Raw genomic sequence first — 25,909 nt, 5'->3', positions numbered from 1 at the left:
GGTTCGACCAGGCTCCGGCAGACCGTCGCCACGGTTGCCGCAAGCTGCGCCGCGCTCTCGCGACCTGCGCGCGCCGGCGGGCGCCCACGGGCGAGACGGTTCATCCGGAATGTCAGCGTAGGAGCTCTTCCACCTCCGCGCGCCGGAACCCCGCGGGGTAGCGATGCAGGTACGCGCGCGCGGCGTCCTTCATCGCGCTCGCATCGCCGGTCCGCTGGAGCGCGAAGATGCGCAGGTAGGCGGCGTCTTCGGCGCGCGGATCGCGCGGATGCTTCTCGAGGAAGGCCGCGAATCGCGAGGCGGCTTCCCGATTCTTTCCGGCACCGAATGCGGCCATCGCGGTGCGAAAATCGTCCGATGGATCGGGGCGGGGCGCCGATGCGGAGGGCGGCGCGCTCGGCACATGGGGAGCCGGCGATACCCGCGGACCGCGTGGCACCTGGGGGGCCAGCGGGGCGGCCGACGCGGAGGTGGCGAGCGCGGTGGAGCCCGCACTTGACGGCGCGGGCGCGGGCGCGCTTGGCGGCACCGGCGCGGGCGCGCTTGGCGGCGGCGTGGCTCGAGCGTCCGCCGCCACCCAGATGCCACCTGCGCCGAGGACGGCGGGCGGCGCGCCTCGGAGCCGCAGCACCACGCTTCCTTCCTCGACGGCGACGCGCGTCGTGTGGCCGTCCGCGACCGATACGGTAAAGATGGTACCCGTGTCCTCCAATTCGCCGTCGGGGAGCAGGACCCGCAGCGCGCGCTCGGGCGACGCGTGCGAGACATGAATCCAGAGGGCGCCGCGCTCGAGGACGATTTCATCGCGGCCGCCCTCCGTGCGCTTCGAATAGAGCGCGGTGCTGTCGGCGTGGATCACGGTGTCCGGCGCGGGCGCGGGCACGGCCTGTCGGAGCTCCGACGGATGCCGCATGCGCCAGAAGACGAGGAGACCGGCGACCAGCACCAACGCAGCGGCCAGCCCGAGTCGACGAGGCCGCGCCCTCCACGTGGGCTCCGGCGCCACCAGCGCGCCATCGAACGCGGCGAGCAAGCGCGTTCGCTCCCGCCGCACACGAAGCTCGTCGGCGCCCGCGTTCGGGCTGCTCGCGCGGAACGCGCCGGCCAAGTCGTCGAGCGCCTGCGCCTCGCGCGAGCACACCGGGCACCCCCTCCGATGCGCCTCGAAGCTCGCCCGCTCCGGCCCCATGAGGCGACCATCGCGCACGGCCTCCACCTCGAACTGGCGCGGGCAGGACGCGGACTTCATGACCCTTCGAGCACCTCGCGCAGCTCGCGACGGGCCGCGTGCAACCGGGTCCACACGGTGCCGATGGGCACGTCCAGGGCGGCGGCGATCTCGGGGCAGCTCAGACCTTCGACCTCGGCCAGGAGAAAGGTGATCCGCTTGGCCTCGCTGATCCGAAGGAGCGCCCGCTCGACATCGCCGCGCGCCTGCAGGGTCGAGCGCGGATCCACCAGGGTCGCCCGCGCGCCGCGCAGGGACAGGAGCACCTTGAACAAGCGACCGAGGCTCTGGCGCCTTCGCCGAAGGAACTGGACGGCGATTCCAATGAGCCACGGGCGGCACGAGGGGCGACCGTCGTAGCGTGGGGCGCTCGTGGCGGCGGCGAGGAAGGTCGCGTGCAGCAGATCGTCGACGTCCTCCGCGTCCCCCGTGGCCCGGGCGATGAATCGCCGGACGGGCTCGTGGTACCGATCGTAGAGCTCACCGAGGGCGTCCATCTCGCCTTTTGCGATCCGGGCGAGGAGCTCGGGATCGGAGGCCGGCGCGATGTCGCACGCCAGCGACTTGGCGCGGGGGCGCATCACAAGGACCCCACGGTCGCACCGAACGCGAAACCCACGGTCCAAACCGGCAATTGACCCCGTTCGTCGGGGTCGGCGCCCACCAGGCCGGCCCCGCCGACTTCTCCGTCGATGCCGACGAAGGTGCGCATCACCGAGCGCGCGCCGAAGTGCAATCGGGTGCCGACGAGCCAGCGCGGCACCGGGCCCGAACGGACTTCCTCCCGGATCCGATCGCGATCTTGCTTCACGACGATGTTCGTCTGCGGGACGATGGCGGGTCCGCCGATCACGTCGAGCGCGAGGGTGTCGAACCGAAAGCGGCGGCCCAGCAAGAGCGCGAGCTCCATCGCGGCGCCGTCGGGGCCGCCCGCGACGCCGTAGCCGTCCAACCGGCCCGCAAAGCCTCCGAGCCACCCCGCGATGTCGAGGAACGAGAGCACGCCAAACCCCGCGCTGGTGTAGCCATCCCCGGCGCGCGCACCGGTGGCGACGGAGAGCTCGATTCGAACGCGGCTGGACGACTCAACGCGCGCGGCGCGCGGCGAAGCTTGCTCGACGGGTGGCGTGGGCGCCGCGCTGCGGGCGGAGCTCGTCGAGCTCGAATGGGCGGGCGGAGAAGGGCCAACCACGGGCGGCGCATATCCATCGGCCGGCGGCGACGAGCGCTCGACCGGCAGCGCATGTCCATCGACCGGCGGCGACGATGGCGGCACGAGAAGCAACGCCTCCAGCATGGGCACCACGTCCTCCCGCTGCAAAACGGATCGCGACGCGCGCCGCCCATCGGGCAATACGACCGCCACCGCGATCGTACCGTCCCGCCATGAGAGCACCACGCGGGCACATCGGTCGATGTCGTCGCGCGCATCGAAGGCCGCGCGAACCTGCTCGGGCAGCTCGGGCCAGCGACCAACCACGCCACCGTCGGCCTCGATGGCCATCGACGGGCATACCCGATCCCGAGCGGCCGCCGGGCGCGCCCCAAGAGCGCCAAAGACTCCCATCACGATGAAAAATTGCAACGGGTACGGCGCGTTCATGGGCGGAGCGATCATCCATCTTCGCGCGAGAGCCCCGATCCCTTCATCCGTCGTTTTCAAAAGAATGCTTCGACGCCCATGCTCGGGATGGTGATGGGTCCCACCTCCGAGCGGGTGCACTCCGTCGTCCCGCCCTCGGGTCCGGAGACGCCGTTGCAGTCCGTCCCCAACCCGGTCCGCTCTTTGCTCAGGGTAAGGTTCTGCCCCTCGAACACGAACGCGATGGATCCGGTCTTTCCGAGCGGCCAGCGTTTTTCGAGCCGCACATCCAACCGAACGAAGGGCGGATCGCGTTGGCTATGGTACGGCGGCACCGGCACGCTTCCGTCCAATGGCGAATAGGGCGCACCCGAGTAGAACATGAACCTCGTCCCAAAGCGCCATCGGCGTCCCACATCGTAGGAGAGAACGGCGTTGAGCACGTGGGTGCGATCGAACTCGCTGGGCACGGTGGCGATGGCATCCTCGCCTTGGAAGGTCACGAACCGCGCCGCGCGCGTAGAACGCGACAGCGTGTAGGAGAGCCAGCCGCTCAAACGTTTCGACAGCGGACGGCGCAAAAGCAGCTCGACTCCATAGGCGCGTCCATTGACGGGCTCGTTGTTCGGGCACTTGACCGGCAGCGGAGGACGCGGCGCGCCCGACGGATTCGGAGGCACCACACCAGGCTCCATTTCGATGCAGTTTGCAGTCAAATCGGTGAGCCCGGACCAACCCGAGAGAAAGCCCGTGGCCGTCAAGACCAGGTCCGCCGGCAGACCGATCTCGAGCCCTTGGCTTGCGTGCGCGGCGGTCTGCAAGCGCCGTTGGCCGAATGGAAAGCCGGCCCCCGTGACCACGGGCGCGGGGACGCTCCCGACCCGCAGCGCCGGATATTGATGCGCGAGGCCGAAGGTGGAGAGCCACGCCACCGCGGGTGCGAGGGTCACGCGCACCGAAAGACGCGGGTCGACCGCCGCCTCGGTGGTGCTCACCCGGGACGCGCCGTCGGTCGCGCCAACCGCGTTGTCCCTCGAGGACGCGAAGATCCCGACCCGCACGCCCGGAACCATCTCGACCCGTGGGGCGACGCGCCAGATCATGTCGGCGTACGCGGCCCCGGAGACATTGGTGGGCGGTGGGTCCACATTGGAAGGGACCACCGTATCGTACGGACCCGCCGGCTCGCCCTGCCGGAATCGGTACACGTCGAGCCGTAGGTCGGCGCCGCCGCGAACGCGCACCGCGGACGATAGCTTCTTCTCGACCTCGAGGCGCACCGCGCCCGAGGTATCGGTCAGATAGCTCGGCGACGCGCCCTGCGAATCGTAGCCCACGGTCGCCGCGATGCGCAGGCGGCCATCGGTGAGCGCATGATCGTACCGGAGATCGACGCGGTGGAAGTCGGATACGAAGTCCTCCTCGGTTTTCCCCGATCGCTCGACGTGCGCCAGGTAATCATGGGCCCCGAACGCAAAGAGGCCGAGCGTACCGCGCTCGCCGATGCGCCAGGTGACGCGGGTTTGATAATCCCAATAGCCGAGGGTCGTATCCGAGAAAGCACCGACCATCGGACCGGGGTATCCATAGCGCCCCGCCACCAGCGCCGTGCCCCGGCCACCGGCAAAGGGCGCCTCGAGGAGCGCCCCCGCGTCGACCAAGCGCACGTTGGCCTCTCCATGAAAGCTCGTCGCCGGATCCCGGGTCCGCCCGGCGACGATCGCGCCCGCAAAGCCTCCGTAGCTCGCGGGCGCTGCCCCCGGGTACATTTCGACGCGGTCGAGGAGCGCGGGGTGGATGACGCCCGGCCCGAGCCCCACGTGAAAGAGCACCGGCACCCGAACGCCATCGAGGAAATAGCCATTGTTGTTCGGCGGGGCGCCGCGAATGAAGAAGTACGGGGCCCCGCTTATCACCGGGGTCACGCCCGGCAGCGCTTCGATGGCGCGGAAGGGATCGCCGAAGGCGCCGGGCATCTCCCGCACGTCTTTGGCCGAGAGCGTGGTCTGCCCGATCTCGCGCCGGATGCCGCGCACGGTCACTTGTTCCACGTGCTCGCTCGAGGTCACGGGCCCCGCCCCGGTCGCCGCCGGGCCCCCCGCCGAAGACGTCGCGGGGCCGCCTGCTGGAGGAGGCGACGAGGCCGCCGGAGGCGAAGACGTCTCCTCGAGCTCCTGACGAAACGCGACGCGCGCGCGGGTGCGTGCGCGAACCGCGGTGTCGCCTCGGCGGGCGGGGAAAAACGTCCAGGTGAGCGCCGCCCGCCGTGCGTGCTCGGCAAAGGGCTCGCGCCCCTCGATCACCTCGGCGTGCGACACGGTTCCATCTCGTTCGACGATCAGCTCCAGCTCCACGGACGCATCGCCCTCCGCGCGAGGCGCGCCTTGGGCGCCGCCGGACTTGGGCGGATACGACACGTCGGTGCTGCCCCGCGCACGGGGAGGCGTCAATGGGGGCGCGCCTTGGGCGAGCGCCGAGGTCGTCCAAGCCAAAAGGACCGCGAGAAGCACCCCCAAAAGGTGTGGGGCTCCAATACGTAGCAACGGAGATCTCCGGAAGGATGGAGCCAGGCGCCCGCGAAGACGCGCGGCGCTGGCGGGTCGTGCACGTATTCACGCGACGGGTCCTTTTCCTTCATCCGAAGGATCGCGCATTTCGTATCGGCCCCCTCGACGGCGCGGGCAGGCGGTATCCGCGCGCTCAGGAGCGCACCTCCGTTGCATTCTGCCTCGCCGCCCGCACACAGCGATCTCGCGCCCGGCCTTCGACGCTCCGCGTTCAACGACGTTTCGTCCCCCGGGGCCGACCTCGTTGGGCGCCCGCTAGGTCGTAGCCCGCGTGGCGCGGTTCATGCGATGCGTGCGCCGAAATGCGAGCGAGCGAGCCATGCTGACGGAGATGGTGGGTTGGTTGAGCTCCTTCATTCTCGTGCTGACCATTGGCAAGCAGGTCTACAAACAATGGCACGAAGGCTCGAGCGAAGGGGTTTCGAAATGGCTCTTCCTGGGCCAGATGGCGGCCTCGGTCGGGTTTACGGTGTACAGCCTGTTGGTGCGGAACTGGGTCTTCGTGGCCACCAACGCGCTCATGCTCGTCAACGGCCTGGCGGGGTACCTCATCGTGCTGCGGCACCGAAGGCGCGCGCGCGGCGGCGCTAGAGGCGCGCAAGGATCGTCGACACCATCCGCTCGATGGGCGCCGAAACGAGGGCGAGATTCGCCTCGAACACCGCGCGCGGCATCCCGTAGACCACGCACGACGACTCCGCCTCGGTGAGGATGCGCCCGCCCGCGCCGTGAATGGCCCGCGAGCCCGCGAGGCCGTCGTCCCCCATCCCGGTGAGGACGACCCCGAGCGCGCGCGCGCCCCAGCCGGCGGACGCGCTCTCGAACAGAACGTCCACCGACGGGTGGTGAAGGCTGACCACGGGCTCGGGCGACAGCTCGGTGACGCAGGATTGGCCCACGCGCCGCAATCGCAAATGGATGCCGCCCGGCGCGATGACCGCCTGGCCAGGGCGAACCTCGACACCGTTGTGCGCCTCGCGCACCTCGATCGCCGAGTCGGCGTCGAACCGCGCGGCCATGGCCTCGGTGTATCCCTGGGGCATATGCAAAGCAATTGCAATTGGAACGGGGAAGCGTTTTGGCAGCGCGCTGAGCAAGAGCCCCACGGCGCGCGGCCCGCCGGTCGATGCACCGATGACCAGCACGTCCGTCGCCGCCGCCGTGATGGCCGGGGCAGCATCCAACGGGGATGTGGCGACCGGGCACCGCGTCCCCTTCGCGGCGGCCGCGACGCGCACCTTCTCGACCAATTCGTCCGCGAGACCGTAGAGGCGATTGGTGGCGATGGCCGTCGGCTTTTGGACCACGTCGACCGCGCCGGCCTGCAAGGCCGCGACCCCGAGCTCGCTGTGCTCGTCGAGCGTCGTCACCACCACCACGCGCGGCGCGTCGTTGCGCTCCGCCAGCGCGAGCAGGACCCCCACCCCGTCCAGCCCCGGCATGAGCAGATCCAAGGTCACGACGTCGGGCTGCAGCTCCGAGATTTTCTCCAGCGCGTCGAGGCCGTCGTGCGCCACACCCACGACGCGGATCCCCTCGGCGGCGCTCAAGACGTCGCGAAGCACTTTTCGCGCGAAGGCCGAGTCCTCGACGATGAGAACGGAGATCGCGGTGCTCATGTCTTACGGCTCCGGTAGAAGAAGGCGCCCTGCTGCTCTTCGCACTCGAGCAACGTGCCGAAGCGCATCAGCGACTCCGATGCGCCGAGGAGCAGGCGCCCCTCGGGCCGGAGCGCGGAGCTCAGGGACACGGCGATGCGCGCGATGTTCTCGTCCGCGAAATAAATGAGCACGTTCCGGCACACCAGGAGGTCGAACGACCCCAGGTTGGCGATGGCCGGCGGCTCGCAGAGGTTGATCCTCCGCCAAGCGATGGCGCGCAGCAGCTCGGGCCGCGCATGCACCGCCCCGCTGCCGTCGAGCTCGAGCCATCGCCCGAGCACGTTCGGCGGGAGCGCGCGCAGGGAGCGATCGCCGTAGGGCCCTCCCGCGCGGGCGACGGCCAGCGCGCGCGTCGAGAGATCCGACGCCACGATCTCGACCGACGGCAGAAGACCGGACTCGTCGAGGAGCATCGCGAGCGTCAGGGGCTCTTCGCCGGTCGAGCAGGCCGCGCTCCAGATGCGCGCCCCGCGACCGCGCCGTACGGCCGGCCGAATCCACGTCTCGATCGCCACGCGCAGGGCGTGCGCCTCGCGGAAGAAATACGTCTCGGGGACGACCAGCGCATCGATCAGCGCGTCCAGCTCCGCGGTGCTGCCCGCGTCGTAGCGAAGGAAATAGTAGTAATCGAGCAGCGACTCGAATCCGGCCGTGAGGGCGCGCCCCGTCGCCTTGCTCACGAAGATTTCGCGGTCGCCCGTGTCGTAGTGAATACCGGTGCGCTCCTCGACGAGCCGGCTCAGGATGGCGAAGAGTTGAGGGCTCATCGGCAAGAATGGACGGTTATCGTTTGGCCATGAAAGCAATGCGCCGCACCTCGTGATCGGGATCCGACAACGCCCGTTTCAACGTGTGTGCCATCTCCTTGGTGTGGATGCTGGCGATGGCCGCGGCGGCCGCGCGGCGCGCCAGAACGTTTTGCGAGTTGAGCACGTCGGCCACGGCGGCGATGCCGATGGCGCGGCGCATGCGGACGAGGGCGCTCACGAGCAGGGGGCATGTCTCTTCATCCGCCGTCTCCAGCGCGGCGAGGATGCCTTCGGTCCGCTGATCGGGCGCGACGGCCAAGGCGGCGATGACCCGCTCGCGCGTGCCCACGTCGGCGAGCCGCTCGATGAGCGCATGGGTGGCGCCGGGCCCGGGGCGGGTCGAGAGAAAGCCGATGGCCGAGCTCCGAACTTGCTCGTCGGGATCCATGGCGGCACTCGCCAGGAGCGGAACGACGTCGGGCACGTCGAACTCCGCGAGCGCGGCGACGGCCACGAGCCGGGTGGCGGAGTCGGACGAGGTCAGCGCGCTGCGGATGAGGGGCAGCGCCTGCGGGTGGCGCGCGATGCCGAGGCCCGTGAGCGCGGCGCGACGGATGTCGGGATCGTTCGACGTCGCCGCCTCCGAGAGGGCGGCGATCGCGCGATCGTTGCCGAGCTGCGCGAGCGCCTCCACGGCGGCGACGCGAACTTGGCCGGCTTCGTCGTCCAAGAGCGAAACGATGCGCTCCGTGACGGCGTTGACCTTGAGCCGCGCCAAGGCCTGGCACGCGTAATAGCGGACCCACGCGTCCTCGTCCTCGAGGCGCTGGGTCAAGGACGCGGTGACCTCGGGCTTGGCGGAGGTCTGTCCCAGCGCCCGGGTGGCGGCGGCGCGCGTCTTGGCCGTGGGGTGGCTCGTCCCTGCGATGAGCGCCTCGAGGGCCCGCGGATCGTCGATCAAGGGGAGCCCGGAGGTGGCGCTCTCGCGAATGCGCTCGTCCTCGTCGTTCATGGCCGCGATGAGGATCGGCAGCCCCTCCGGATATCCGAAGTAACCCAAGATGCGCAGGGCCGCGCGGCGAACGCGGACGTCCGGCGAGCGCGCTTCATCGAGGGCGAGCGACTTCGTCTCCTGACTGCCCAGCGAGTGAATGGCCGCGGACGCCGCCTGCGAGACGCGCGGGTTCGAGTCCGCGATGAGCCGGAAGATCAGCGGGACCACGGACGTATTGCCCAGCCGCGCCAAGGCCTCGCAGGCGAGCGCGCGAACCTCGGGCTCGCGGTCGGTCAAGCACGACGCGAACTCCTCGGTGCCCACGCGCCCGTGCCCGACCAGCGGGAGGAGCCGCTCGCGCGTCACGCTGTCGCCGTCGCGGATCGCCTGGAGGAGATACGGCGTGGCGCTCGATCCGAGCCCCCGCAGCGCCGTGGACGCGGTCGCCCGCGTCGAGTCGTCGTCGAGCAGCTCCAGGAGGCCCAATATGGCGGTTTCGTCGCCGAGCCATCCCAGCACGCGGGCCATGGCATTTCGCTCCGAGGCGAGCGCCCCCACGAGGGCGCCGCGGATCTTGACGCTGGCGCCCACCGATACCAGCTCGCGCAAGCGCTCCATCAGATCGTCGGTGATCCCGAAGCGCGTCTCGTGGAGCTCGACCAGATCGATCAGCGCGACGGCGATGGCGCGAAGGACGGCGTCGCTGCTGCGGGGAACGAGCTCGCCCAAGCGGGTGACCGCCGCCGACTGGCCCGTGCGGCCCAGCGCGCGGATGGCCTCCACCGCGTAAAGAGGATCCCCCAAGAGCGCCACCAAGGGCGCGATGGCGCGCGGATCGCCCGTTCGACCGAGGGCGTCGATCGCGGGGAAGGTCCGGAAGAAGGAGTTTCGCCCGACGGCGGCGACCAGCGGCTCGACCGTCTCGGCGCCTCCGATCCGGCCCAGCGCTTCGATGGCGGAGATGCCGACGTTGTCGTTGGCGTGGGTGGTGAGGGCGGCGATGCGCGCGGTCGCGCCGGTGGCCTTTCGCCGGCCCAAGACTTGGAGCACGTCGCAGATCGTCGCGGGCTTCTCCGTCTCGTCCGTGAGGGCCAAGAGCGGCTCGGTGACATTTCCGACCGACGACGCGAGCGCGTCCACCGCGGCCGCGAGCAGCGCTTCGTTCGCGTCGCGTGCGCGAAGAATACGGACCAAGCCCGGGATGGCCGGATCCCCTGCCCTCGCCAGCGCGGCGGTCACCGCGCGGCGCACGACCCAGCTCGGGTCGGCGAGCATCTCGAGGAGCGACGGAATGGCCTCGGCGCCCTTGCGCACGAGGCTCTCCACGCGCTCGACCCGCACCCGGTCTTCCGGCGAGAGCGTCAGTCCATTGCGCGACGAGGCATTCATACGACGCCCCCTGCTTCGGGCGTACCGCTCTCCGCCTTCGCCTCGTCCAGCGCGCTCACGTCCGCCGCGGCGTCGGAGCTGGCGCGGCGCATTTCGGCCGCCTGCCCCGCGAGCTCGCGGACGCTCGACACCACCGTCTGCAGCCGCCGGTTGCGCCGCGCCGCCGCGCCGTCGATTTCCCGAACATGCATGCGAACCTCCTGCACCGCGTTCGCCAGCTCTTCGGCCGCCACATCGCCGTTGCCGCCCTCCGCGGATGACACGCTCGTCGCGAGACGCGCCGCGATCTCGCTCGCGGCCTTGGCGTGCGCGCCGAGGCGCTGCGGCAGCGACGACGCCGCGCGACGCGCTTGCTCGCCGTGCTGCACCACCTTGTCCGACGTCTCGCGCTGCTCCTTCACGGACTGGGCGAGCGACGCGAGCGAGCCTGCGACGTCGGCCAGCGCTTTGTCGAGCTCCGACGTCCCCTTCGCGTGCTCGCTCCACGCCCGCACCGAGAGGATGCTCTGCCGGCGGATGTCGTCCAAGGTTCGCGCGGCCTCGCCCGCGGCCTTGGCCTGCTCGGAGAGCGCCGTGAGGGTGCGCTGCGTCGATGTCGCCACCGCGCGCGCGTTTTGCCCGATCGCGGCGGTCTCCCGCGCTTGCTCGCTCAGCGCCGCCGTCGTGCTCTGCGTGACCTTTCGCACCTGGAGGACGGTCTTCGCGAGCTGGGAGGCGGCCCCCGCCTGCTCTTGCGCGCCCTGCGCGATGCGCTCGGCGTTGCTCGAGATCTCGGCGTTGGTTCGTACGATTTCGCGCATCGCGCGCGCCTGCTCCGCGGCGGCTTGGGTCGTCTGCTTGGCCATTTCGCGCATCTGCGAGGCGCCGAGGGCGAGGGTCCGCGAGGCCTGCGCCTGCTCGATGGTGGCGTTGGTGACGTCCCGAATCTGCTCCGTGACCTTGGACATGCCCTGGCTCATCGCTTGGCCGGCGAGCACCTGCTCCTGCGTCGCGCGCGCCACCGTCCGCACGGTGCCGGTGAGCTGCTCGACGCCTTGCAGGATGGTGCCCAGCGCGCCCTCCGCCGCCCCGGCGAGAACGGCGCCGTCTTCGGCGACCTTGGAGGCGTCGTTGGACACGGCGATGGCGTCGCGCGCGGTGGACTGGAGCCCGCGGACGATTTTGGCGATCTCCCCGCTGGCCGTCGCAGCGCGATCGGCCAGCGAGCGAATCTCCTCGGCGACCACCGCGAACCCGCGCCCGTGCTCCCCGGCCCGCGCCGCCTCGATGCTCGCGTTCAACGACAGGAGGTTCGTCCGGTCGGCGATCAAATTGATGGTGGCCACGATGTCGCCGATCTCCTCGGCGCGCTGGCCCATGGCCTTCATGACGCCCGCGGAGTCGACGATGGACTGGCGAATCTTCGCCAGGCCGGCGATCGACTTGGCCACCGTCATCCCGCCCTCGCGCGCGGCCGCCGACACGGCATCACCGGTCGCCTTCGCGTCCTCCGTCAGCTGCGCGACGGCGCGCACGCTCGACTCCAGCTGCGCGGCCGTGGTCGCGCTGCCCGCCGTCAAGCGGGTGATCTCCTCGGTGTTCTTGGCCGCGCTCTGCGCCGAGCGCGCGACTTGTTCGATGGAAACCGCCGCAGACTCCACGGTGGCCGCGTTCTTTTCGGCGGTGGCGGCGACCTCTTCCACCGCGGCCGCCACCGACGCCACATTGGTGCGGGCCCCCGTCATCGACGTTTCGAGCTTCTTGGCCTGATCCGCCACCGCGCGAATGGACCGCGCGAGCTCCTCCGTCGTGGCCGCGGCTTCATCCATGGCCACCGTGGTCTCATCGGCGTTCGCCGACACGGAGGCGAGGTTCTTCTCCACGGAGCCGACGGAGCTGGCCACGCTCGAAATCTGGTCGCCGATGCCCTGCGCGTCGGAGGCCAGGCGGGCGATGCCCTTGGACATCTCCTCGATGGTGGTGCCAATCTCTTCGATCGCGGCCGCGTTCGACTCGCCGCGCGCGCTGATGTCCGAGAGGGCGCGCGCGCTCGGAGCGGTCGAGTTGCGGACCCGCTCCACGGCGGCCGCGAGGGTGTCGGCGGCGGCGCCCGTGGCCTTGCTCGCGCGACCCACGTCGTCGGCGGCGCTGGCCGAAGCGTCCGTCAGGCGCGCCAGGTTCTCGGTCTCCTTCTGCGTCTCCTCCAGCGCGCGCGACGCAGCGTGGAGGCGTGACGCCATCTCCTCCAGCGCGACCTGGGGCGGGCCCGCGCCCTTTCGAGCGCGCGTCAGCGACCGCGCGCGCTCCACCACCACGTCGACCGCGGAGACGAGCGACGCCATGGCGGTGTCCACCTCGTCCGAGGTCACGTCTTCTCCGGCCAGCGCGATGCGGTGCACCGAGTCCTCGATGGACTGCGACGCTTTGACCAACGCGCGAAGCGCGCGGAGGCTCGACTCGACCCGCGCGTGACCATGCCCATTAGACGACATCGAGCGACTCCTCTCCTATGACCTTGGCAAAATCGAGGACCATGACGAGGCGCGATCCCAGCTGCGCGACCGCGCTCACGAACCCGCCCCGATCGCCCTCGAGCAGCTTGTGCGGTGGCTTCAGCACCGACGCGGGGATGGTCAGCACCTCGCGCGCGCTGTCCACCAGAAGCGCCACCGCGCGCTCCCCGTGGCGGCCGAGGACGACCCGGCTGTCGAGGGTGAGCGGCGCGGGCGGAAAGCCGAAGCGGATTCGCAAATCGACCACCGGAATGACGCGGCCGCGGATTTGAATGATGCCGGTCACGAACTCGGGGGCGCCCGGCACGGGGGTAGCGCCTTGAAAGGACTCCATCTGCAGCACGGTGTCGACCGGCAGCGCGTACTCGGCGTCGAAGACTTTGAAGAGCACGTGCAGGACCGCCCGCTCTTCTCGTTCTTTATCCTGCTGGTGAACCACGAGGTCCGGCATGTTAGTTCGGCTCCCCATAGCGTCCGTGCGTGAGCAGCGCATGTGCGAGCGCGCTCAGGTCCAAGACGAGCGTCGACTTTCCATCTCCGAGATCCGTCGAGCCCGAAATACCGGGGACCTGGACCAACGGATCCACCAACGGGCGAATCACCGCTTCCTGCTGCGAGAGCACCCGATCCAACACGAACCCCACGCGCTCGCTGCCGCGACGGACGATGACGCCGTGGCGCACGGCGGTGGAATCCGCCACGGGCGTCATGCCGAAGAGCGTTGCCAGCTCGACCAAGGGCACGCTGGTGCCGCGCCATGCCATCAAAGCCACCAGACCATAGGGCGTGGCACCCCGTACCGCCGCGCCCGGGATGACTTCGACGATATCCTCCACCGAGACCACGGGAACCACGAACTTGTCCTCCTTCAGTCGGACCACGAACGCGTCGACGATGGCCACGGTGAGCGGCACGCGCAACGTGAAGATCGCCCCCTTCCCGGGGTGGTTCGCGAGCGACAAGGTGCCGCCCAGCTGATCGACCACGATTTTTTTGACGATGTCCATGCCCATCCCGCGCCCGCTCCCCGTCGTGGCAACGCGGCGCGTAGACAGTCCCGCCCGGCACAAGGCGTTCAGCAACCCATCGTCGGCCTCGGGGACCACGCCACCGAGCTGGCGCGCGACCGCCTCGCGATCGACACCGGCGCCATCGTCGGACACCTGCACGGAGATCTCGCGGTTGGCCAAAACGGTAGCGCTCACGGTCAGGGTTCCTTGACGGGGCTTGCCGCTGCGCTCGCGTTCATCCGGCAGCTCGATTCCATGATCGATCGCGTTGCGCACCAGATGAATGAGCGCCGGGAAGAGGCGCTCGGCCACCGATTTGTCGAGCTCCGCATCGCCTGCGTCCGTCGCCAAGGTCACGTCTTTACCGCTCGAGCGGCGAAGCCCGCGCACCACCAACGGCAAGCGGGCCAGAATTTCGGCGAATCGAACCGTTCGAATGCGCAAAATAGAGGCGCGCAGATCGCGAAGCTGCCGCCCGCTCTCCTCCACGATGCTCTTGAGCTCCCGCCCGAGCGCCCCATCCACCTGGGCGACATCGTCCAGAACGCGCGTCAGCCGCGAACGCGACACGATGAGCGCCGCGAGCCGTTCCATGGCCTCGTCCACGCGTTGAACATCGACGCGAAGAACATTGCGCGCGTGCAGGTCGTCATCGTCGACCGACCCGCCCGGAATCTCCGAGAATGCCGGATCGGGCGCCGGCGGCGGCGGCGCATGGACGAGCGGGCGGACTTGGACCTCGGGCCCGCCCACCGCGGCCGCCAGCTCGGAGTCCTCGGCCAAGGTGACGAGCATCAGGACGAAGCAGAGCCCTCCCGGCGCATCTTCCGTGGCCGGCACGGCGACCGGCACGACCTTGACGATCTCCGCGATGCTACCCAGCCGCTCGCGGACGGAGTTGATGGTAAATCCGAGCTCGGCCTTTTTGGGCGACGGAACGAAGTCGATGCGCACCACGCGCCGTCCTTCGCGGTCGGCGTTGATCAGCTGCTCGCGCTCGAACCGCGCGAGCTTGGCGTCGAGGGCGGGCTCCAAATCGAGGACTCGCTCGCCGCCCGGGGACTCGGAGGCCGGCTTGCCGTGAGCTTCCACGGCCTCGAGGCGCGCGATCAGCACATTGGATGGCGGGTCGATGGGCCTCCCTTTGGAGAGCGCGACGACCACCTCTTGAATCGCGCGAAGCCCGTGGAAAAGAGGCTCGACGGCGTCCAGGCTCAACTCCATCGTTCGTTGATCCGCGCGGCGGAGGATGGCCTCCATGCGGTGCGCGAGGGTAACGATGGTGTCGACGCCGACCATCGCCGACAGGCCCTTGATGGTGTGCAAGAGACGAAAGAGCTCGCGAATGGCGCGGAAGCTCGCTTGGCCCCGTTTGAGCGAATCCTCGATTTCGAGCATCTTCGCGTTGGAGAGCGAGAGGTGCTCGCCGACCTCGGCCAGGTATGCACCCCGGAACTCCTTGAGGTCGATCGAGGTGCTCACCCGGTCGCCTTGCCGTCGGGCAGCAAGCCCTGCACGGCGGAGAGAATTTCGGCGGGGGTGAACGGCTTCGTGAGGTACTGCGAGGCCCCGGCCGACAGAATCCGCGTACGGGAGTTTTGATCGTCGCGCGTGGTCACCACCAAAATAGGTAGCTCGCGCAATTTGTCTTGCGCGCGCACGAACTCGATGACCTCCAGCCCACCGATGTCGGGCATGTTCAAATCGAGCACGAGCAAATCGAACCGCTGCAAAGAGAGCTGCTCGATCGCATCGAGACCGCTGGTCGCCTCGGTGGGCGACAAGCCGGCGAGCGGCCGCAAGCAAGCGATGATCATGTCCCTCATCACCTTGCTGTCATCGACGATGAGCGCGTTGGGCACGAGAACCTCCGGTCAAACCTAGGCCCGCCCCCTTCGTTTCGTCAAACGCTTCCCGCGGCTGCGCGCAGCGGCTGGGCTGCGACACCGCTCGAATCGACGCGTAGTAGTAGCTCGCTCGCGCGGGTGTCGCTAGAGTGCGTGTCCCCACGGCACCTCGATGACGGGAGAACGTTCATACGATTCATCGCTCTATGGTGAACGCGGATCCGTCTGGATCCTGGAGGACAGTCCGCTCGAGGCGGAAATGGCCCGCCGCGCCCTCGCCACGGCCCACACGGTGGACGTGTTCGTCGATGGATCGACCGTCCTCGAGCGGATCGCCAACGCGGGCCCGCCCGATGTCTTGGTCGTCGATTGGCAGCTCCCCGGGCTCTCGGGGCTCGACGTGTGCAAATTTCTTCGCGAGACCTATGACGAGATTGTCCTGCCGATCCTCTTGATGACGACCTACGGTCGCAAGGGCGACGTCATCGAGGGGCTGGCCGCCGGCGCCAATGACTATTTGAGCAAGCCCTACGATCCGGGCGAGCTGATCGCGCGCACCAGCACCTTGGTTCGCACCAGCCGGCTGAATCAGGCGCAGGCGCGCCGCTCGCGTCAATTGACGATGGCCGCCGAAGTCGGCGTCGCCCTGACCCGGGCGCGCAGCATGAGCGCCGCGGCCTCGCAATGCGTCGAGGCCATCTCCAACCAGCTCGACGGCGCCAGCACCTGGATTTTCTTGTGCGAGGACGATCGCCTCAAGGAGTACGCGCGCGCCGGGAAGGACGCCTTCGCGGCCCCCATCGATCTCATCCGAGACGGGCTCGCGCGAAAGATCGTCGACTCCAAAGAGCGCATTTTCCTCGTGCAGGCGGCCGACGCGGAGCTCGCTGTCGGCGGCTCGTTCGCGGGCTACCCGCTGCTCATCGACAACCATGTCTTGGGCGCGCTCGCCGTGCTGACCGCGAGCCACCTCCACGCCGACTCCCTCGAGGCGCTCTCCTCCATGGCGGACATCGTGACCCTCGGTCTCGACCGGGTTCGCGCCGAGCAAGAGCGCGCCATCCTCTTCGATCGCGAGCTCGCAGCGCGCAGCGAGGTGGAACGGGCGAACCTCACCAAGGATCAATTCCTGGCCACGGTCTCCCACGAGCTACGCACACCGTTGAACGCCATCGCCGGCTGGGTGCATCTTTTGCGCACGGGGGAGCTCTCGACCCCCGAGGTGGAGCACGCGCTCGAGACCATCGAGCGAAACACGCGCGCGCAGACGCAACTGGTCGACGACTTGCTCGACGTGAGCCGGATTGTCTCCGGGAACCTGCGCCTTCAGCTTTCACCGGTCAACCTGGTGTCGGTCATCGATATGGCCAAGGACGCCGTCGCGCCGGCCGCCGAAAAGAAGGACATCGTCCTCGCGACGTCGCTCGATCCCGACGCGGGCCCCGTCCAAGGCGATGCCGACCGGCTGCAGCAGGTGGTCTGGAATCTCCTGACGAACGCGGTGAAGTTCACGCCGCCCAAGGGGCGGGTGGAGGTCTCCCTGCGGGGCGAGGCGTCCTGGGTGAAGATCCGCGTCAAGGACACGGGCATCGGGATCGACGAGGGCTTCCTCCCTCACGTCTTCGAGCGATTCCGCCAGGCGGAGGGGACCTTGGCGCGCAAGCAAGGCGGCCTCGGTCTGGGACTGACCATCGTTCGCCACCTGACCGAGCTGCACGGCGGCACGATCGCGGTCACCAGCAAAGGCGAGGGACAGGGCACGGAGTTCATCGTCTCCCTGCCGGTATCGGAGCAGGCGGGACGTCGCTCGATCTCCAAGCCGCGCTTGCCGTCCGAGCGCCCGAGCCACCCGACGCACCTGGCGGGGCTCAACGTGCTCGTCGTCGACGACGATCCCATCGCGCGGGACCTCATGACGACCCTCCTACGTCACTGGAAGGTCGAGGTGACGTCGGCCTCTTCGGCCCAAGAAGCCATCGATCTTCTGCGCGCCTTGCAGCCCGACGTGCTCATCTCCGACATCGGGATGCCCGGCGAAGACGGCTTGTCGCTCATCCGAAGGGTGCGCGCCCTCCCCGTCGAGCAAGGCGGCTCCACCCCCGCGGTGGCCGTCACGGCCTATGCCCGCAGCGAGGATCGCAAAATGGCCTTGATGGCCGGCTACAACATGCACGTTCCAAAGCCCATCGACGCGGGCGAGCTGGTCCTCGTGGTCGCCAACCTCGCCGGCCGCTCCCACCGAGGCCCCCTCGGCTGACGGGGTCACGGGCTGCGGCTGCAATCGCTGGAACGACCATCGCCATCGGCGGTGTTCCCGTCATCGCACGGCTCCCCGAGCTCCGCCTGCACGACACCGTCGCGGCAGCGCGGGCCAAAGGCATGGTGGGTGGTGTTGCATTGTCGCAACCTTCACGCGGCGTGAGGATCCCATCGCCGCAAATGGATGTGCAGCTCGACTTGACGGGCGGGCTCCGTCCCGCGACTGTGACCATCCGAGGAGCTGCGCATGCCCAGCAAAGCCAAGCCCAAAACGGCCAAGCGCCCATCGCGCACCGCCAACGCGAAGCCCGCCGTGACCAAAGGCGCACGCGCGCCGGCGGCCAAGAAGGGAGCCAAGACCAAAGCTCCCCCGGCAGGCGCCAAGCCGGTGCTCCTCTCGGGCGGCAATCCTCGAATCGCAAAGGACGAGGGCGATGCGCCCGTGCAGGCCTACATCGCGGCCATGCCCGGCTGGAAGCGCGGCCTCGGGCGCCGCCTCGACGCGCTCATCGTGCGCACGGTGCCCCGCGTGCGCAAGGCCGTAAGGTGGAACTCGCCCTTCTATGGAATCGAGGGCCAGGGCTGGTTCCTCACCTTCCATTGCTTTGCGCAATACGTCAAAGTGACCTTTCTGCGCGGCCGGTCGCTGCTTCCCCGACCCCCGGTGGCGTCCAAGCATCCGAACGTGCGCTACTTTCATATCCACGAGGACGATTCGCTCGACGAGGAGCTCCTGGCCAATTGGATCCAACAGGCATCGGAGCTGCCCGGCGATCCGCTCTTTTGAGCCTGCGCCATGCGAATCATGAAGAAGCAGCATGAACGACGACCTCGACTTCGACATTGACGAATTTCTCACCAAGCCGCTGTTCGCGCACCTGGCTACCGCATCATCGGCGGGGCCGCGCGAGAGCCCGGTGTGGTTTCTCTGGGAAGAAGGCGCTTTGTGGCTCATCGGAAACCACGGCGACTCCTTTCCAAAGCGCCTGCGCAACGAGCCCCGCTGCGCGGTCGGCATCGTCGACTTCGATCTCGCAAAGGGCACACTCCGACACGTCGGCATCCGCGGCATCGCATCCATCGAACCTTTGGACGATCAAAGGCTCTATCGGCTGCTCCAACGTTACCTCGGCGCGGATCCGGCGGATTGGAACCCATCGTTCCGCTCCCTCGTCATCGACCACCTCGATTTGATGGTACGCATCCGCCCCGAATCGATTGTCGCGCGCGACCAGTCGTATTTTTCGAATGCGAGCCCGCACCGGTACGTACCCTGATACGGATCGCCCGATCCGCACGAAGCAGCTCCGCCATCGTTTTATGACACTTCGGATACCGGAAGAACGGGGCGATAAACTTGACGAGGCCCCGTCGCGGTGCTTGAGATATCATCGATCGGCCATGCCCCGCGGGACGAAGCAGCTTACCTTGGTCGGCTACGATGTGATGCTGGCCGATGTTGCGCGCGTCATCGAGGATGCGCGGCGTGCCGCCGTTCGATCGGTCAACGCCCTCATGACGGCAACCTATTGGTTCGTCGGTTGGCGGATCGTCGAGCTCGAGCAGAGGGGAAAGGCCCGCGCGGACTACGGCGAAGCGCTATTGGAGCGTCTATCGGCGGACCTGACGGAACACTTCGGGCGTGGTTTCTCCGTGCGCAACCTGCGCCAGATGCGTGCATTTTACACCGCGTGGCCGAATCGGCAGACACTGTCTGCCGATTCCGAAACGGCTAGGCCGACCAAGTTGGTTCCCAGAATTCGGCAGACGCTGTCTGCCGAATCTGGACCATCGTCGGTGTCGTTCTCGCTGCCCTGGTCCCACTACACGCGGCTCCTCCAAGTACAAAACCCACTCGCGAGGAAGTTCTACGAGGCCGAAGCGCTCCGCGGCGGTTGGTCGGTCCGCCAGCTCGATCGGCAAATCGGGTCCAAGTTCTATGAGCGAACGGCGCTCTCGCGCAAAAAGGCCGCAATGATGCGGAAAGGCCAGATCGCGAAGCCTGAGGATATCGTTTCGCCGGAAGAGGCAATCAAGGATCCGTACGTGCTCGAGTTCCTCGACCTGAAGGACGAGTACTCGGAGACCGAGGCGGAGGAAGCCCTGATCCGGCACCTCGAGACGTTCCTCCTGGAGCTCGGCGGCGATTTCTCGTTCGTGGGACGTCAGCGCCGACTTCGCGTCGGCGACACCTGGTACAGAGTGGATCTGCTCTTCTTCCACCGCCGCCTTCGCTGCCTCGTCATCATCGACCTCAAGCTCGGCAAGTTCACCCACGCAGACGCAGGCCAGATGCATCTGTATCTGAACTACGCTCGTGAGCACTGGACCTTGCGGGGCGAGAACCCGCCCGTGGGGCTGATCCTCTGCGCCGAAAAGGACCACGCCATGGCGAAGTACGCCCTCGACGGCCTGACGAACAAAATTCTGGCCGCCGAATACAAAACGGCACTTCCGAAGGAGCAAAGGCTCGTCGAGGAGATCGAGAAGACGCGCCGCCAGCTCGAGGCACGAGGCGCGCGCCCGAGGCGGCGATGAGGATCACGGCGATGGCGCCCGCGCCGTGAAGAGCCGCGCCGCGAGCCGCGTCTTCAGGCGGTCGGTGACGACGTAGAACGCGGGGACGACGACCAAGCTCAGAATGGTCGACACGGTGAGCCCGCCGAGGACGGCCGCCGCCATGGGGCTGCGCGTTTCGGTGCCCGGACCGAGCCCGAGGATGGGGGGCACCGCGGCCATCATCGTCGCGACGGTGGTCATCAAAATGGGGCGAAGGCGCAGCGGGCCGGCTTTTTTCATGGCCTCGGTCGCGCCGAGGTGCGGCTCGTGCTCGCGCACGTGGTTCGCATATTCGACCAGCAGGATCGCGTTCTTTTTGACGATGCCCATCAAGAGGAGCAGCCCGATCATGCTGAACAGATTGAGAGACTTCCCCGAGACGACCAGCCCCATCACCGCACCGGCCACCGCCAACGGAAGAATGGTGAGCACGGTGACGGGGTGAAGGAATGAGTTGAATTGGCTCGCGAGCACCATGTACGCCACGAGGATCCCGATCCCGAGCGCAAACCAAAGCCCGCTCGTCGTCTCCTCCAACTGCGAAGCTTGCCCCGTGGCCACCACGTGAATGCCCATGGGCAGCTCCTTGGCGAGCTCCATCACCTTGGCCATCGCCTCCTGCTGCGAGCGCCCCGGCCCCACGTTGCCGTTGATGCTGATCGCCCGCTCGCGATCGAGGTGGCTGATCGTCTGCAGCACCGGCTCCTCCCGTTGCGTCACCACCATGGACATCGGGACCAACTGCCCCGTGGCGGTGCGCATCTGGATGAGCGAAAGATCCTCGGGCCGAGAGCGCTGCGACGCGAGGAGCCGCATGCGGATATCGATGCGGCGCCCGCCCGTCGTGAACTTGCCCACCGTGTTGCCGCCCACCAACGCGCTCACCGTGCTCCCCAATTCGGAGACCGAAATGCCCAGCTCCGTGGCCCGCGCCCGGTCGGGGATGATCTGGAGCTCCGGCGAGCCGACCCGGTAATCGGAGCTCAAATCCACGGCGACGCCGCTCGCCTCCAGATCGCCCTGCAGCTTCGTGGAGGCGGCGACGAGCTGGTCCCAGTCCGAGCCGCGCACGGTGAACGCCACCGGCGAGCCTTTGGCGGCGCCGAAGCTTTGCTGGGATGGATCCTGAATGGATGCGCGCACCCCCGCGATGCCCGAGAGCTCCTTGCGGAGCACCGCCATGAGCTGTTGCGCGCTCGATTTGCGCTTGTCCGGCGGCACCAAGTTCAACGTGTACTGCCCGTTGGCAGCCGACAGGGTCACCATGGTGTGCTCAATCTCGAGGTGCTTCGCCAGGCGCTCCTCCACCTTCGCCAGGAGCGGCGCCGCCGCTTCGATCGACGAGCCGCCCTCCGTCTGCACCCGCACCGTGAGCCGGCTCTGGTCTTGCGACGGCACGAACTCCGTGGGGACGAGCTTCACCAACGCGAGCGACGCCCCCAAAATGGCGATGGCGGCGAGCAGCACGGTGTTCGGCCGCCGGAGCGCAGCCCCGATGATCCGGGCGTAGAAGCGCTCCAGCCACGAGAACGCCGCGTCGGCCGCGCGCCCCACCCGGCTGCGGCCTTCGCGCGAGGTGGTGAGCATCTGCGAGCAGCGCGCCGGCGCCAAGGTGATGGCCTCGAAGTACGAGAGCATCACGGCCACCGAGAGGGTCACGCCGAATTGGAAGAAGAAGCGACCGATGACGCCCTTCATGAAGACCACCGGCAAAAAGATGGCGATGACCGCGAGGGTCGCCGCCAGCGCCGCGAAGGTGATCTCCTTGGTGCCGTCGCTCGAGGCTTGCTTCTTGTCCTTGCCCATCTCGGCGTGCCGAAAAATGTTCTCCATGACCATCACCGCGTCGTCGACCACCAGGCCGACGGCCAAGGACAGGCCGAGCAGGGTGAAGGTGTTCAAGGTGAAGCCGAAGAAGTACACCACCGCGATGGTGCCCAAGAGCGACATGGGGATCGCGAGCACCACGTTCATCGTGCTGGAGAGCGAGCCGAGAAAGAGCCAGCATACGAAGGCCGTCAGCACCACCGCCATCACCAGCTCCAGCTCGATCTCGTGGACCGACTCCTCGATGAAGGTCGTCGAGTCGAACAGGATGTCGACCTTCATGCCCTCGGGGAGGCTGCTCTGAATCTCGGCCACCCGCTGACGCACCCCGGTGGCCACGGCGATGGCGTTGGTGCCGCGCTGTTTGAGCACGCCCAGCGCCTGAAAGGGCACGCCGTCGAGCAGGGCGACGCTGGTGGCGTCGGCGAAGCCATCTTCGACGCTGGCGACGTCCTCCAAGTACACCGGCGCGGGCTTGGAGCGCTTCACCACCAGCCGCCGGAAGGTGTCCAGATCGAGCGCCTCGCCGAGCAGGCGCACGTCGAGCGCACGCCCGCCGCTCATGAGCTGCCCGCCCGGCACCTCGACGTGCTCCCGAGAAATGGCGCTGATGATGTCGTTCGCCACCACGCCCTTCTCCGCGAGCTTGCTGGCGTCGAGCCAAATGCGGACATTGCGATCGACCACGCCATTCAAGGTGATCTGCCCCACGCCGGGCACAGTTTGCAGCCGCTCCTGCACTTGGTAGCGCGCCGCATCGGCCAGCATCTGCCGCGAAAAGGGGCCCGAGACGCCGATGGTCAGGATGGCCGTGTCGTCGGGGTTCGACTTGGAGACGGTGGGCGCCTGCACGTCTTTGGGGAGCGAGCGCTGGGTCTGCGCCACCCGCGCCTGAATGTCCTGCAGCGCGAGATCGACGTCGCGCGACATGTCGAACGTGGCCGTGATGCGCGCGCTGCCCGAGCGCGCCTGCGCGGCGAGCGACTGCACCCCCTCCACCTGCGAGATGGCCTGCTCGATGGGCTCCACGATCTGGCGCTCCACCGCCGGCGGCGAGGCGCCGGGCCATGAGAGCGAGACCGTGATGTTCGGGTTGTCGACGTCCGGGTACTGGCTCACCCCGATGCGGGTCATCGCCACGATGCCGAAGAGCACCGTGGCGGCCATGAGCATCCACGCGAACACCGGGTTCTTGATGGAGACGTCGGTGATGTTCACGGCGATGCGTCCCCCGCCGCCCGCCTTTTTCCGCCTCCCGCGCGCGCCCCGGCGTCGAGATCGAGCGGGACCTCCTTGGCCGAGGCATCGAGCGAGTCCACCTTGTTCGCCGTCACGCGCGCCCCGTTCGACATGGACTCGACGCCGCGCACCACCAAGAGCTCGCCCGCCGCGAGGCCATTGCGGATCTCCACCCACCCGTCCTTGGTGTTCATGCCGAGGGTCACCACCTTCTCGACCGCCGCGTTGCCCTCGATGACGTACACCACGTAGCCATGATCGGTCGCCCGCGTGGCGGCGCGCGGGATCACGGGGGCATCGCGGCGGGCCCCCACGTCGATGGTCACGTCGCAGAAGGAGCCCGGGCGAAGCCAATAGCGCTTGCTGTCCGCGTCGACCTGCGCCGTGACCGCCACCGTGTGCGTGGTGGGATCGGCGGCGCCGGCCACCAGCGAGATCTTCGCCTTGTACTCGTTCTGCGTCTCGCGGATGGTGAAGTTGACCACCATGCCGGACTTGAGCCGCGGCGCGTGCTCCGGCTCGACCGAGAAGCGCAAGAGCAAGGGATCGGCACGAAGCAAGGTCGCCATCAGGTAGCCGGTGTTGACGTACTGGCCCGTCTCCACGGTTCGCGTTTGGATGGTGCCTTCGATGGGCGCGCGCACATAAGCATCGCGCAAATTGAGCTGCGCGACCTTGAGCGCCTCCGTCGCCACGGCCGTGTCGGCCTTGGCGGTCAAGGTCTTCGTTTTGTACGTCTCCAGCTCCTCGCCGGGGATGAGCCCCGGGTGCGCGTCGCTCGCGCCTTGGCGGCGGGCGACCATGGCCTCGATGTCCCGCTGCGACGCTTGCACCTTCTCCAAGGCCGCCTTGGCGCTGTTCACCGCGAGCTGGTAGCGCTCGGAGTCGATGATCACGAGGGTGTCGCCCTTCTTGACGTTCTGCCCATCGGTGAAGGCCACCTTGTCGACGGTGCCGGCCACGCGCGCGGTCACCTCGACCCGCTCGAAGGCCTCCAAGGTGCCGGGCGCCTGCACGATGTAGTCGACCTTCTTCGACTCCACGGGCATCACGTCCACCGCGAACGCCGCCGCGCCGCGCGCCCCACGCGGGGGCCCTCCACTGGCGGACTTCACCGCGGCGGGCTCCTCTTTCTTGCACGCCGCACAAGCGAGAAGGAACACCAACGCCACATGGACGAGAGACCGCGCGCTCATGGTTCCATCCCTCGATCCGCGTCGAGCGGCCCGAAGCCGAGGGCGTTGCGGAGATCCAGGTAAGCCTGCTCCATCGCGAGCTTGGCCGATTCGCGGGTCACTTCGGTCTCGAACTGCTTGTCGTTGGCGTCGTTGACCTCGATGGCCCGCGCCAAACCTTGCTTGTAGAGAATGGCCGTCTCCTCCGAGTTTTTCTGCGCCGCCGTGGCCGCAGCCGAGGCCGCGTTGAAGTTCTCCCGCGCCGCCTGGAGCGCGCTCAGCGCGAGCTCGATGTCGTTCTGCACCGACCTTCGCAAGAGCTTCTCATCGAGGCGCGCGCCCTCCAGCTGCGCCAGACGCTGCCTTCGATCGGCATAGCGGAAGCCCGCGTCGAAGATTTGCCAAGACAGATTGAGCGCCACCTGCTCGTCCACGCCCTTCTCGCTCGGGAGCGGATCGGGCACGAACCGAAGCTGCCCCGACGCGCTGAGCGAGGGAATGAGCCGGTAGAGCGGCTCCTTGGCCGAGGACTCCAGCGCCTGGTTTCGCTCGTGGATCGACTGCACGTCCGGCCTTCGATCCTGCGCCGCCGCCACCGCGTGCTCGCGTCGGTTGAGCGCGGTTTTTACTTGGTTGGCGCGCGCTTGCTCGAAGTGCTCGGCGGCCTTGGTGGTGTTGTCGGGCGGAACCAGCGGCCCCTCGACCTTTTGCCCCACGAGAAACGAAAGCTGAATGTAGGCCCGCCGAACATTGCCTTGCGCATTGGCAACTTGACCCTCCGACGTGGAGACTTGAAGTTGCGCTTTGGTCACGTCATTGGTGCTCGCCAGGCCCGCGTCGGCGCGCGCCTGCGACGTTTCGAGGTTGATGCGCGCGCTCTCGAGCTTGCGCCGCGCGGAGGTGAGGACATTCTCGGTGGTGAGCGCCTGAATGAACGCCTTCGCGGTGTCGAAGGCCAGCTGCCGTTTGTCCTGCGCCGCCCCCCACTTCTCCGCTTCACGATTGTGCTTTTGCTGCGCGTACTGTGGAAACGCACTTGGATTGAGCAGCGGCTGCGTCAATGTCACCGTACCGCTGTTGGTGGGATTGCGCCCCGTCGCGTCCGGTCGGTACACGCTCGTCCCTTGCGCGGTCAGGGTGGGAAAAAACGCATCCCGCGCGCGGTCGAGCTGTCCCTCGGCCACCTCGACGCGGAGCGGTGCCTTCTGCGCGCGCTCGTTGCTTTGAAGGGCGAGGCGCACGGCATCCTCGAGCCGGAGGGGGACTTCGGCCGCGGCCGCCGTAGGCCAGAGCAGCAAGAGCGCCAACAAACCACGTTGCCAGATCACGAA

General features: G+C 68.2%; 19 protein-coding genes. 4 read left to right on the top strand and 15 right to left on the bottom strand.

The genetic code is table 11. The features are described from left to right. Window positions 1–112: 112 nt before the first annotated feature. The 11 genes from LZC94_14630 to LZC94_14580 all read right to left on the bottom strand — a co-directional run bounded on the left by LZC94_14630 (window position 113) and on the right by LZC94_14580 (window position 15,534). Entirely contained in the window at window positions 113–1,249 is a 1,137-nt protein-coding gene (locus tag LZC94_14630) for a FecR domain-containing protein (GenBank protein WXB18464.1), read from the bottom strand. Then, window positions 1,246–1,809 carry an RNA polymerase sigma factor gene (locus LZC94_14625; protein ID WXB20192.1) on the bottom strand — a complete coding sequence of 188 codons (564 nt, stop codon included), beginning with the start codon at window positions 1,807–1,809 and terminating at the stop codon, window positions 1,246–1,248. The genes LZC94_14630 and LZC94_14625 overlap by 4 nt, the downstream gene beginning before the upstream one ends. Then, window positions 1,809–2,831: a hypothetical protein gene (locus LZC94_14620; GenBank protein ID WXB18463.1), complete on the bottom strand. Its 1,023-nt coding sequence runs from the start codon at window positions 2,829–2,831 to the stop codon at window positions 1,809–1,811. The genes LZC94_14625 and LZC94_14620 overlap by 1 nt, the downstream gene beginning before the upstream one ends. Before the next feature lie 56 nt (window positions 2,832–2,887). After that, window positions 2,888–5,353: a TonB-dependent receptor plug domain-containing protein gene (locus LZC94_14615; GenBank protein WXB18462.1), complete on the bottom strand. Its 2,466-nt coding sequence runs from the start codon at window positions 5,351–5,353 to the stop codon at window positions 2,888–2,890. A gap of 611 nt (window positions 5,354–5,964) precedes the next feature. Next, window positions 5,965–6,996: a chemotaxis-specific protein-glutamate methyltransferase CheB gene (gene cheB / locus LZC94_14610; protein ID WXB18461.1), complete on the bottom strand. Its 1,032-nt coding sequence runs from the start codon at window positions 6,994–6,996 to the stop codon at window positions 5,965–5,967. Continuing rightward, on the bottom strand, window positions 6,993–7,805 hold the full coding sequence (locus LZC94_14605) for a protein-glutamate O-methyltransferase CheR (protein WXB18460.1): 813 nt from the start codon (window positions 7,803–7,805) through the stop codon (window positions 6,993–6,995). Before LZC94_14605 ends, cheB begins: the two co-directional genes overlap by 4 nt. A 16-nt stretch (window positions 7,806–7,821) precedes the next feature. Then, window positions 7,822–10,170: a HEAT repeat domain-containing protein gene (locus LZC94_14600; protein WXB18459.1), complete on the bottom strand. Its 2,349-nt coding sequence runs from the start codon at window positions 10,168–10,170 to the stop codon at window positions 7,822–7,824. Further along, window positions 10,167–12,641, bottom strand: coding sequence for a methyl-accepting chemotaxis protein (locus LZC94_14595; GenBank protein WXB18458.1), 2,475 nt, complete (start codon window positions 12,639–12,641; stop codon window positions 10,167–10,169). Before LZC94_14595 ends, LZC94_14600 begins: the two co-directional genes overlap by 4 nt. Continuing rightward, complete coding sequence (locus tag LZC94_14590; GenBank protein ID WXB18457.1) at window positions 12,631–13,113, bottom strand: chemotaxis protein CheW; 483 nt, start codon at window positions 13,111–13,113, stop codon at window positions 12,631–12,633. The genes LZC94_14595 and LZC94_14590 overlap by 11 nt, the downstream gene beginning before the upstream one ends. A 1-nt stretch (window position 13,114) precedes the next feature. After that, entirely contained in the window at window positions 13,115–15,154 is a 2,040-nt protein-coding gene (locus LZC94_14585) for a chemotaxis protein CheW (protein WXB18456.1), read from the bottom strand. Further along, a complete protein-coding gene (locus LZC94_14580) occupies window positions 15,151–15,534 on the bottom strand; it encodes a response regulator (GenBank protein WXB18455.1) in 384 nt (127 codons plus the stop codon). The genes LZC94_14585 and LZC94_14580 overlap by 4 nt, the downstream gene beginning before the upstream one ends. A 157-nt stretch (window positions 15,535–15,691) precedes the next feature. On the opposite strand from LZC94_14580, the gene LZC94_14575 reads away from it, so the two are divergent. Then, window positions 15,692–17,776: a response regulator gene (locus tag LZC94_14575; protein ID WXB18454.1), complete on the top strand. Its 2,085-nt coding sequence runs from the start codon at window positions 15,692–15,694 to the stop codon at window positions 17,774–17,776. Between the two features lie 5 nt (window positions 17,777–17,781). Here the strand turns inward: LZC94_14575 and LZC94_14570 are convergent, their stop codons facing one another. Beyond that, window positions 17,782–17,868: a hypothetical protein gene (locus LZC94_14570; GenBank protein ID WXB20191.1), complete on the bottom strand. Its 87-nt coding sequence runs from the start codon at window positions 17,866–17,868 to the stop codon at window positions 17,782–17,784. Between the two features lie 157 nt (window positions 17,869–18,025). Here LZC94_14570 and LZC94_14565 point away from each other — a divergent pair, with 157 nt between their 5' ends. The 3 genes from LZC94_14565 (at window position 18,026) to LZC94_14555 (ending at window position 20,316) form a co-directional block, all read left to right on the top strand. Further along, window positions 18,026–18,565, top strand: coding sequence for a DUF1801 domain-containing protein (locus LZC94_14565; protein WXB18453.1), 540 nt, complete (start codon window positions 18,026–18,028; stop codon window positions 18,563–18,565). Between the two features lie 31 nt (window positions 18,566–18,596). Then, window positions 18,597–19,055 carry a pyridoxamine 5'-phosphate oxidase family protein gene (locus LZC94_14560; GenBank protein ID WXB18452.1) on the top strand — a complete coding sequence of 153 codons (459 nt, stop codon included), beginning with the start codon at window positions 18,597–18,599 and terminating at the stop codon, window positions 19,053–19,055. A 124-nt stretch (window positions 19,056–19,179) separates the two neighbouring features. Then, window positions 19,180–20,316, top strand: coding sequence for a PDDEXK nuclease domain-containing protein (locus LZC94_14555; protein WXB18451.1), 1,137 nt, complete (start codon window positions 19,180–19,182; stop codon window positions 20,314–20,316). 3 nt (window positions 20,317–20,319) lie between these two features. Here LZC94_14555 and LZC94_14550 read toward each other — a convergent pair whose 3' ends face one another. Genes LZC94_14550 through LZC94_14540 form a run of 3 tightly spaced genes read right to left on the bottom strand, consistent with a single transcriptional unit; the run spans window position 20,320 to window position 25,906 of the window. Further along, a complete protein-coding gene (locus LZC94_14550) occupies window positions 20,320–23,382 on the bottom strand; it encodes an efflux RND transporter permease subunit (protein ID WXB18450.1) in 3,063 nt (1,020 codons plus the stop codon). Next, complete coding sequence (locus tag LZC94_14545) at window positions 23,379–24,599, bottom strand: efflux RND transporter periplasmic adaptor subunit (protein ID WXB18449.1); 1,221 nt, start codon at window positions 24,597–24,599, stop codon at window positions 23,379–23,381. The genes LZC94_14550 and LZC94_14545 overlap by 4 nt, the downstream gene beginning before the upstream one ends. Then, complete coding sequence (locus LZC94_14540; GenBank protein ID WXB18448.1) at window positions 24,596–25,906, bottom strand: TolC family protein; 1,311 nt, start codon at window positions 25,904–25,906, stop codon at window positions 24,596–24,598. Before LZC94_14540 ends, LZC94_14545 begins: the two co-directional genes overlap by 4 nt. Window positions 25,907–25,909: the final 3 nt, after the last annotated feature.

Source organism: Sorangiineae bacterium MSr11954, assembly GCA_037157815.1.
Lineage (GTDB): Bacteria > Myxococcota_A > Polyangia > Polyangiales > Polyangiaceae > Pendulispora > Pendulispora albinea.
This window is presented reverse-complemented; position numbering and strand designations above follow the sequence as displayed.

Bases quoted from the DNA above. Each gene is read 5' to 3' on its own strand.
- LZC94_14630 (WXB18464.1), bottom strand. From the start codon at position 1,249: ATGAAGTCCGCGTCCTGCCCGCGCCAGTTCGAGGTGGAGGCCGTGCGC.
- LZC94_14625 (WXB20192.1), bottom strand. From the start codon at position 1,809: ATGCGCCCCCGCGCCAAGTCGCTGGCGTGCGACATCGCGCCGGCCTCC.
- LZC94_14620 (WXB18463.1), bottom strand. From the start codon at position 2,831: ATGAACGCGCCGTACCCGTTGCAATTTTTCATCGTGATGGGAGTCTTT.
- cheB (WXB18461.1), bottom strand. From the start codon at position 6,996: ATGAGCACCGCGATCTCCGTTCTCATCGTCGAGGACTCGGCCTTCGCG.
- LZC94_14605 (WXB18460.1), bottom strand. From the start codon at position 7,805: ATGAGCCCTCAACTCTTCGCCATCCTGAGCCGGCTCGTCGAGGAGCGC.
- LZC94_14600 (WXB18459.1), bottom strand. From the start codon at position 10,170: ATGAATGCCTCGTCGCGCAATGGACTGACGCTCTCGCCGGAAGACCGG.
- LZC94_14595 (WXB18458.1), bottom strand. From the start codon at position 12,641: ATGTCGTCTAATGGGCATGGTCACGCGCGGGTCGAGTCGAGCCTCCGC.
- LZC94_14590 (WXB18457.1), bottom strand. From the start codon at position 13,113: ATGCCGGACCTCGTGGTTCACCAGCAGGATAAAGAACGAGAAGAGCGG.
- LZC94_14575 (WXB18454.1), top strand. From the start codon at position 15,692: ATGACGGGAGAACGTTCATACGATTCATCGCTCTATGGTGAACGCGGA.
- LZC94_14565 (WXB18453.1), top strand. From the start codon at position 18,026: ATGCCCAGCAAAGCCAAGCCCAAAACGGCCAAGCGCCCATCGCGCACC.
- LZC94_14560 (WXB18452.1), top strand. From the start codon at position 18,597: ATGAACGACGACCTCGACTTCGACATTGACGAATTTCTCACCAAGCCG.
- LZC94_14555 (WXB18451.1), top strand. From the start codon at position 19,180: ATGCCCCGCGGGACGAAGCAGCTTACCTTGGTCGGCTACGATGTGATG.
- LZC94_14545 (WXB18449.1), bottom strand. From the start codon at position 24,599: ATGAGCGCGCGGTCTCTCGTCCATGTGGCGTTGGTGTTCCTTCTCGCT.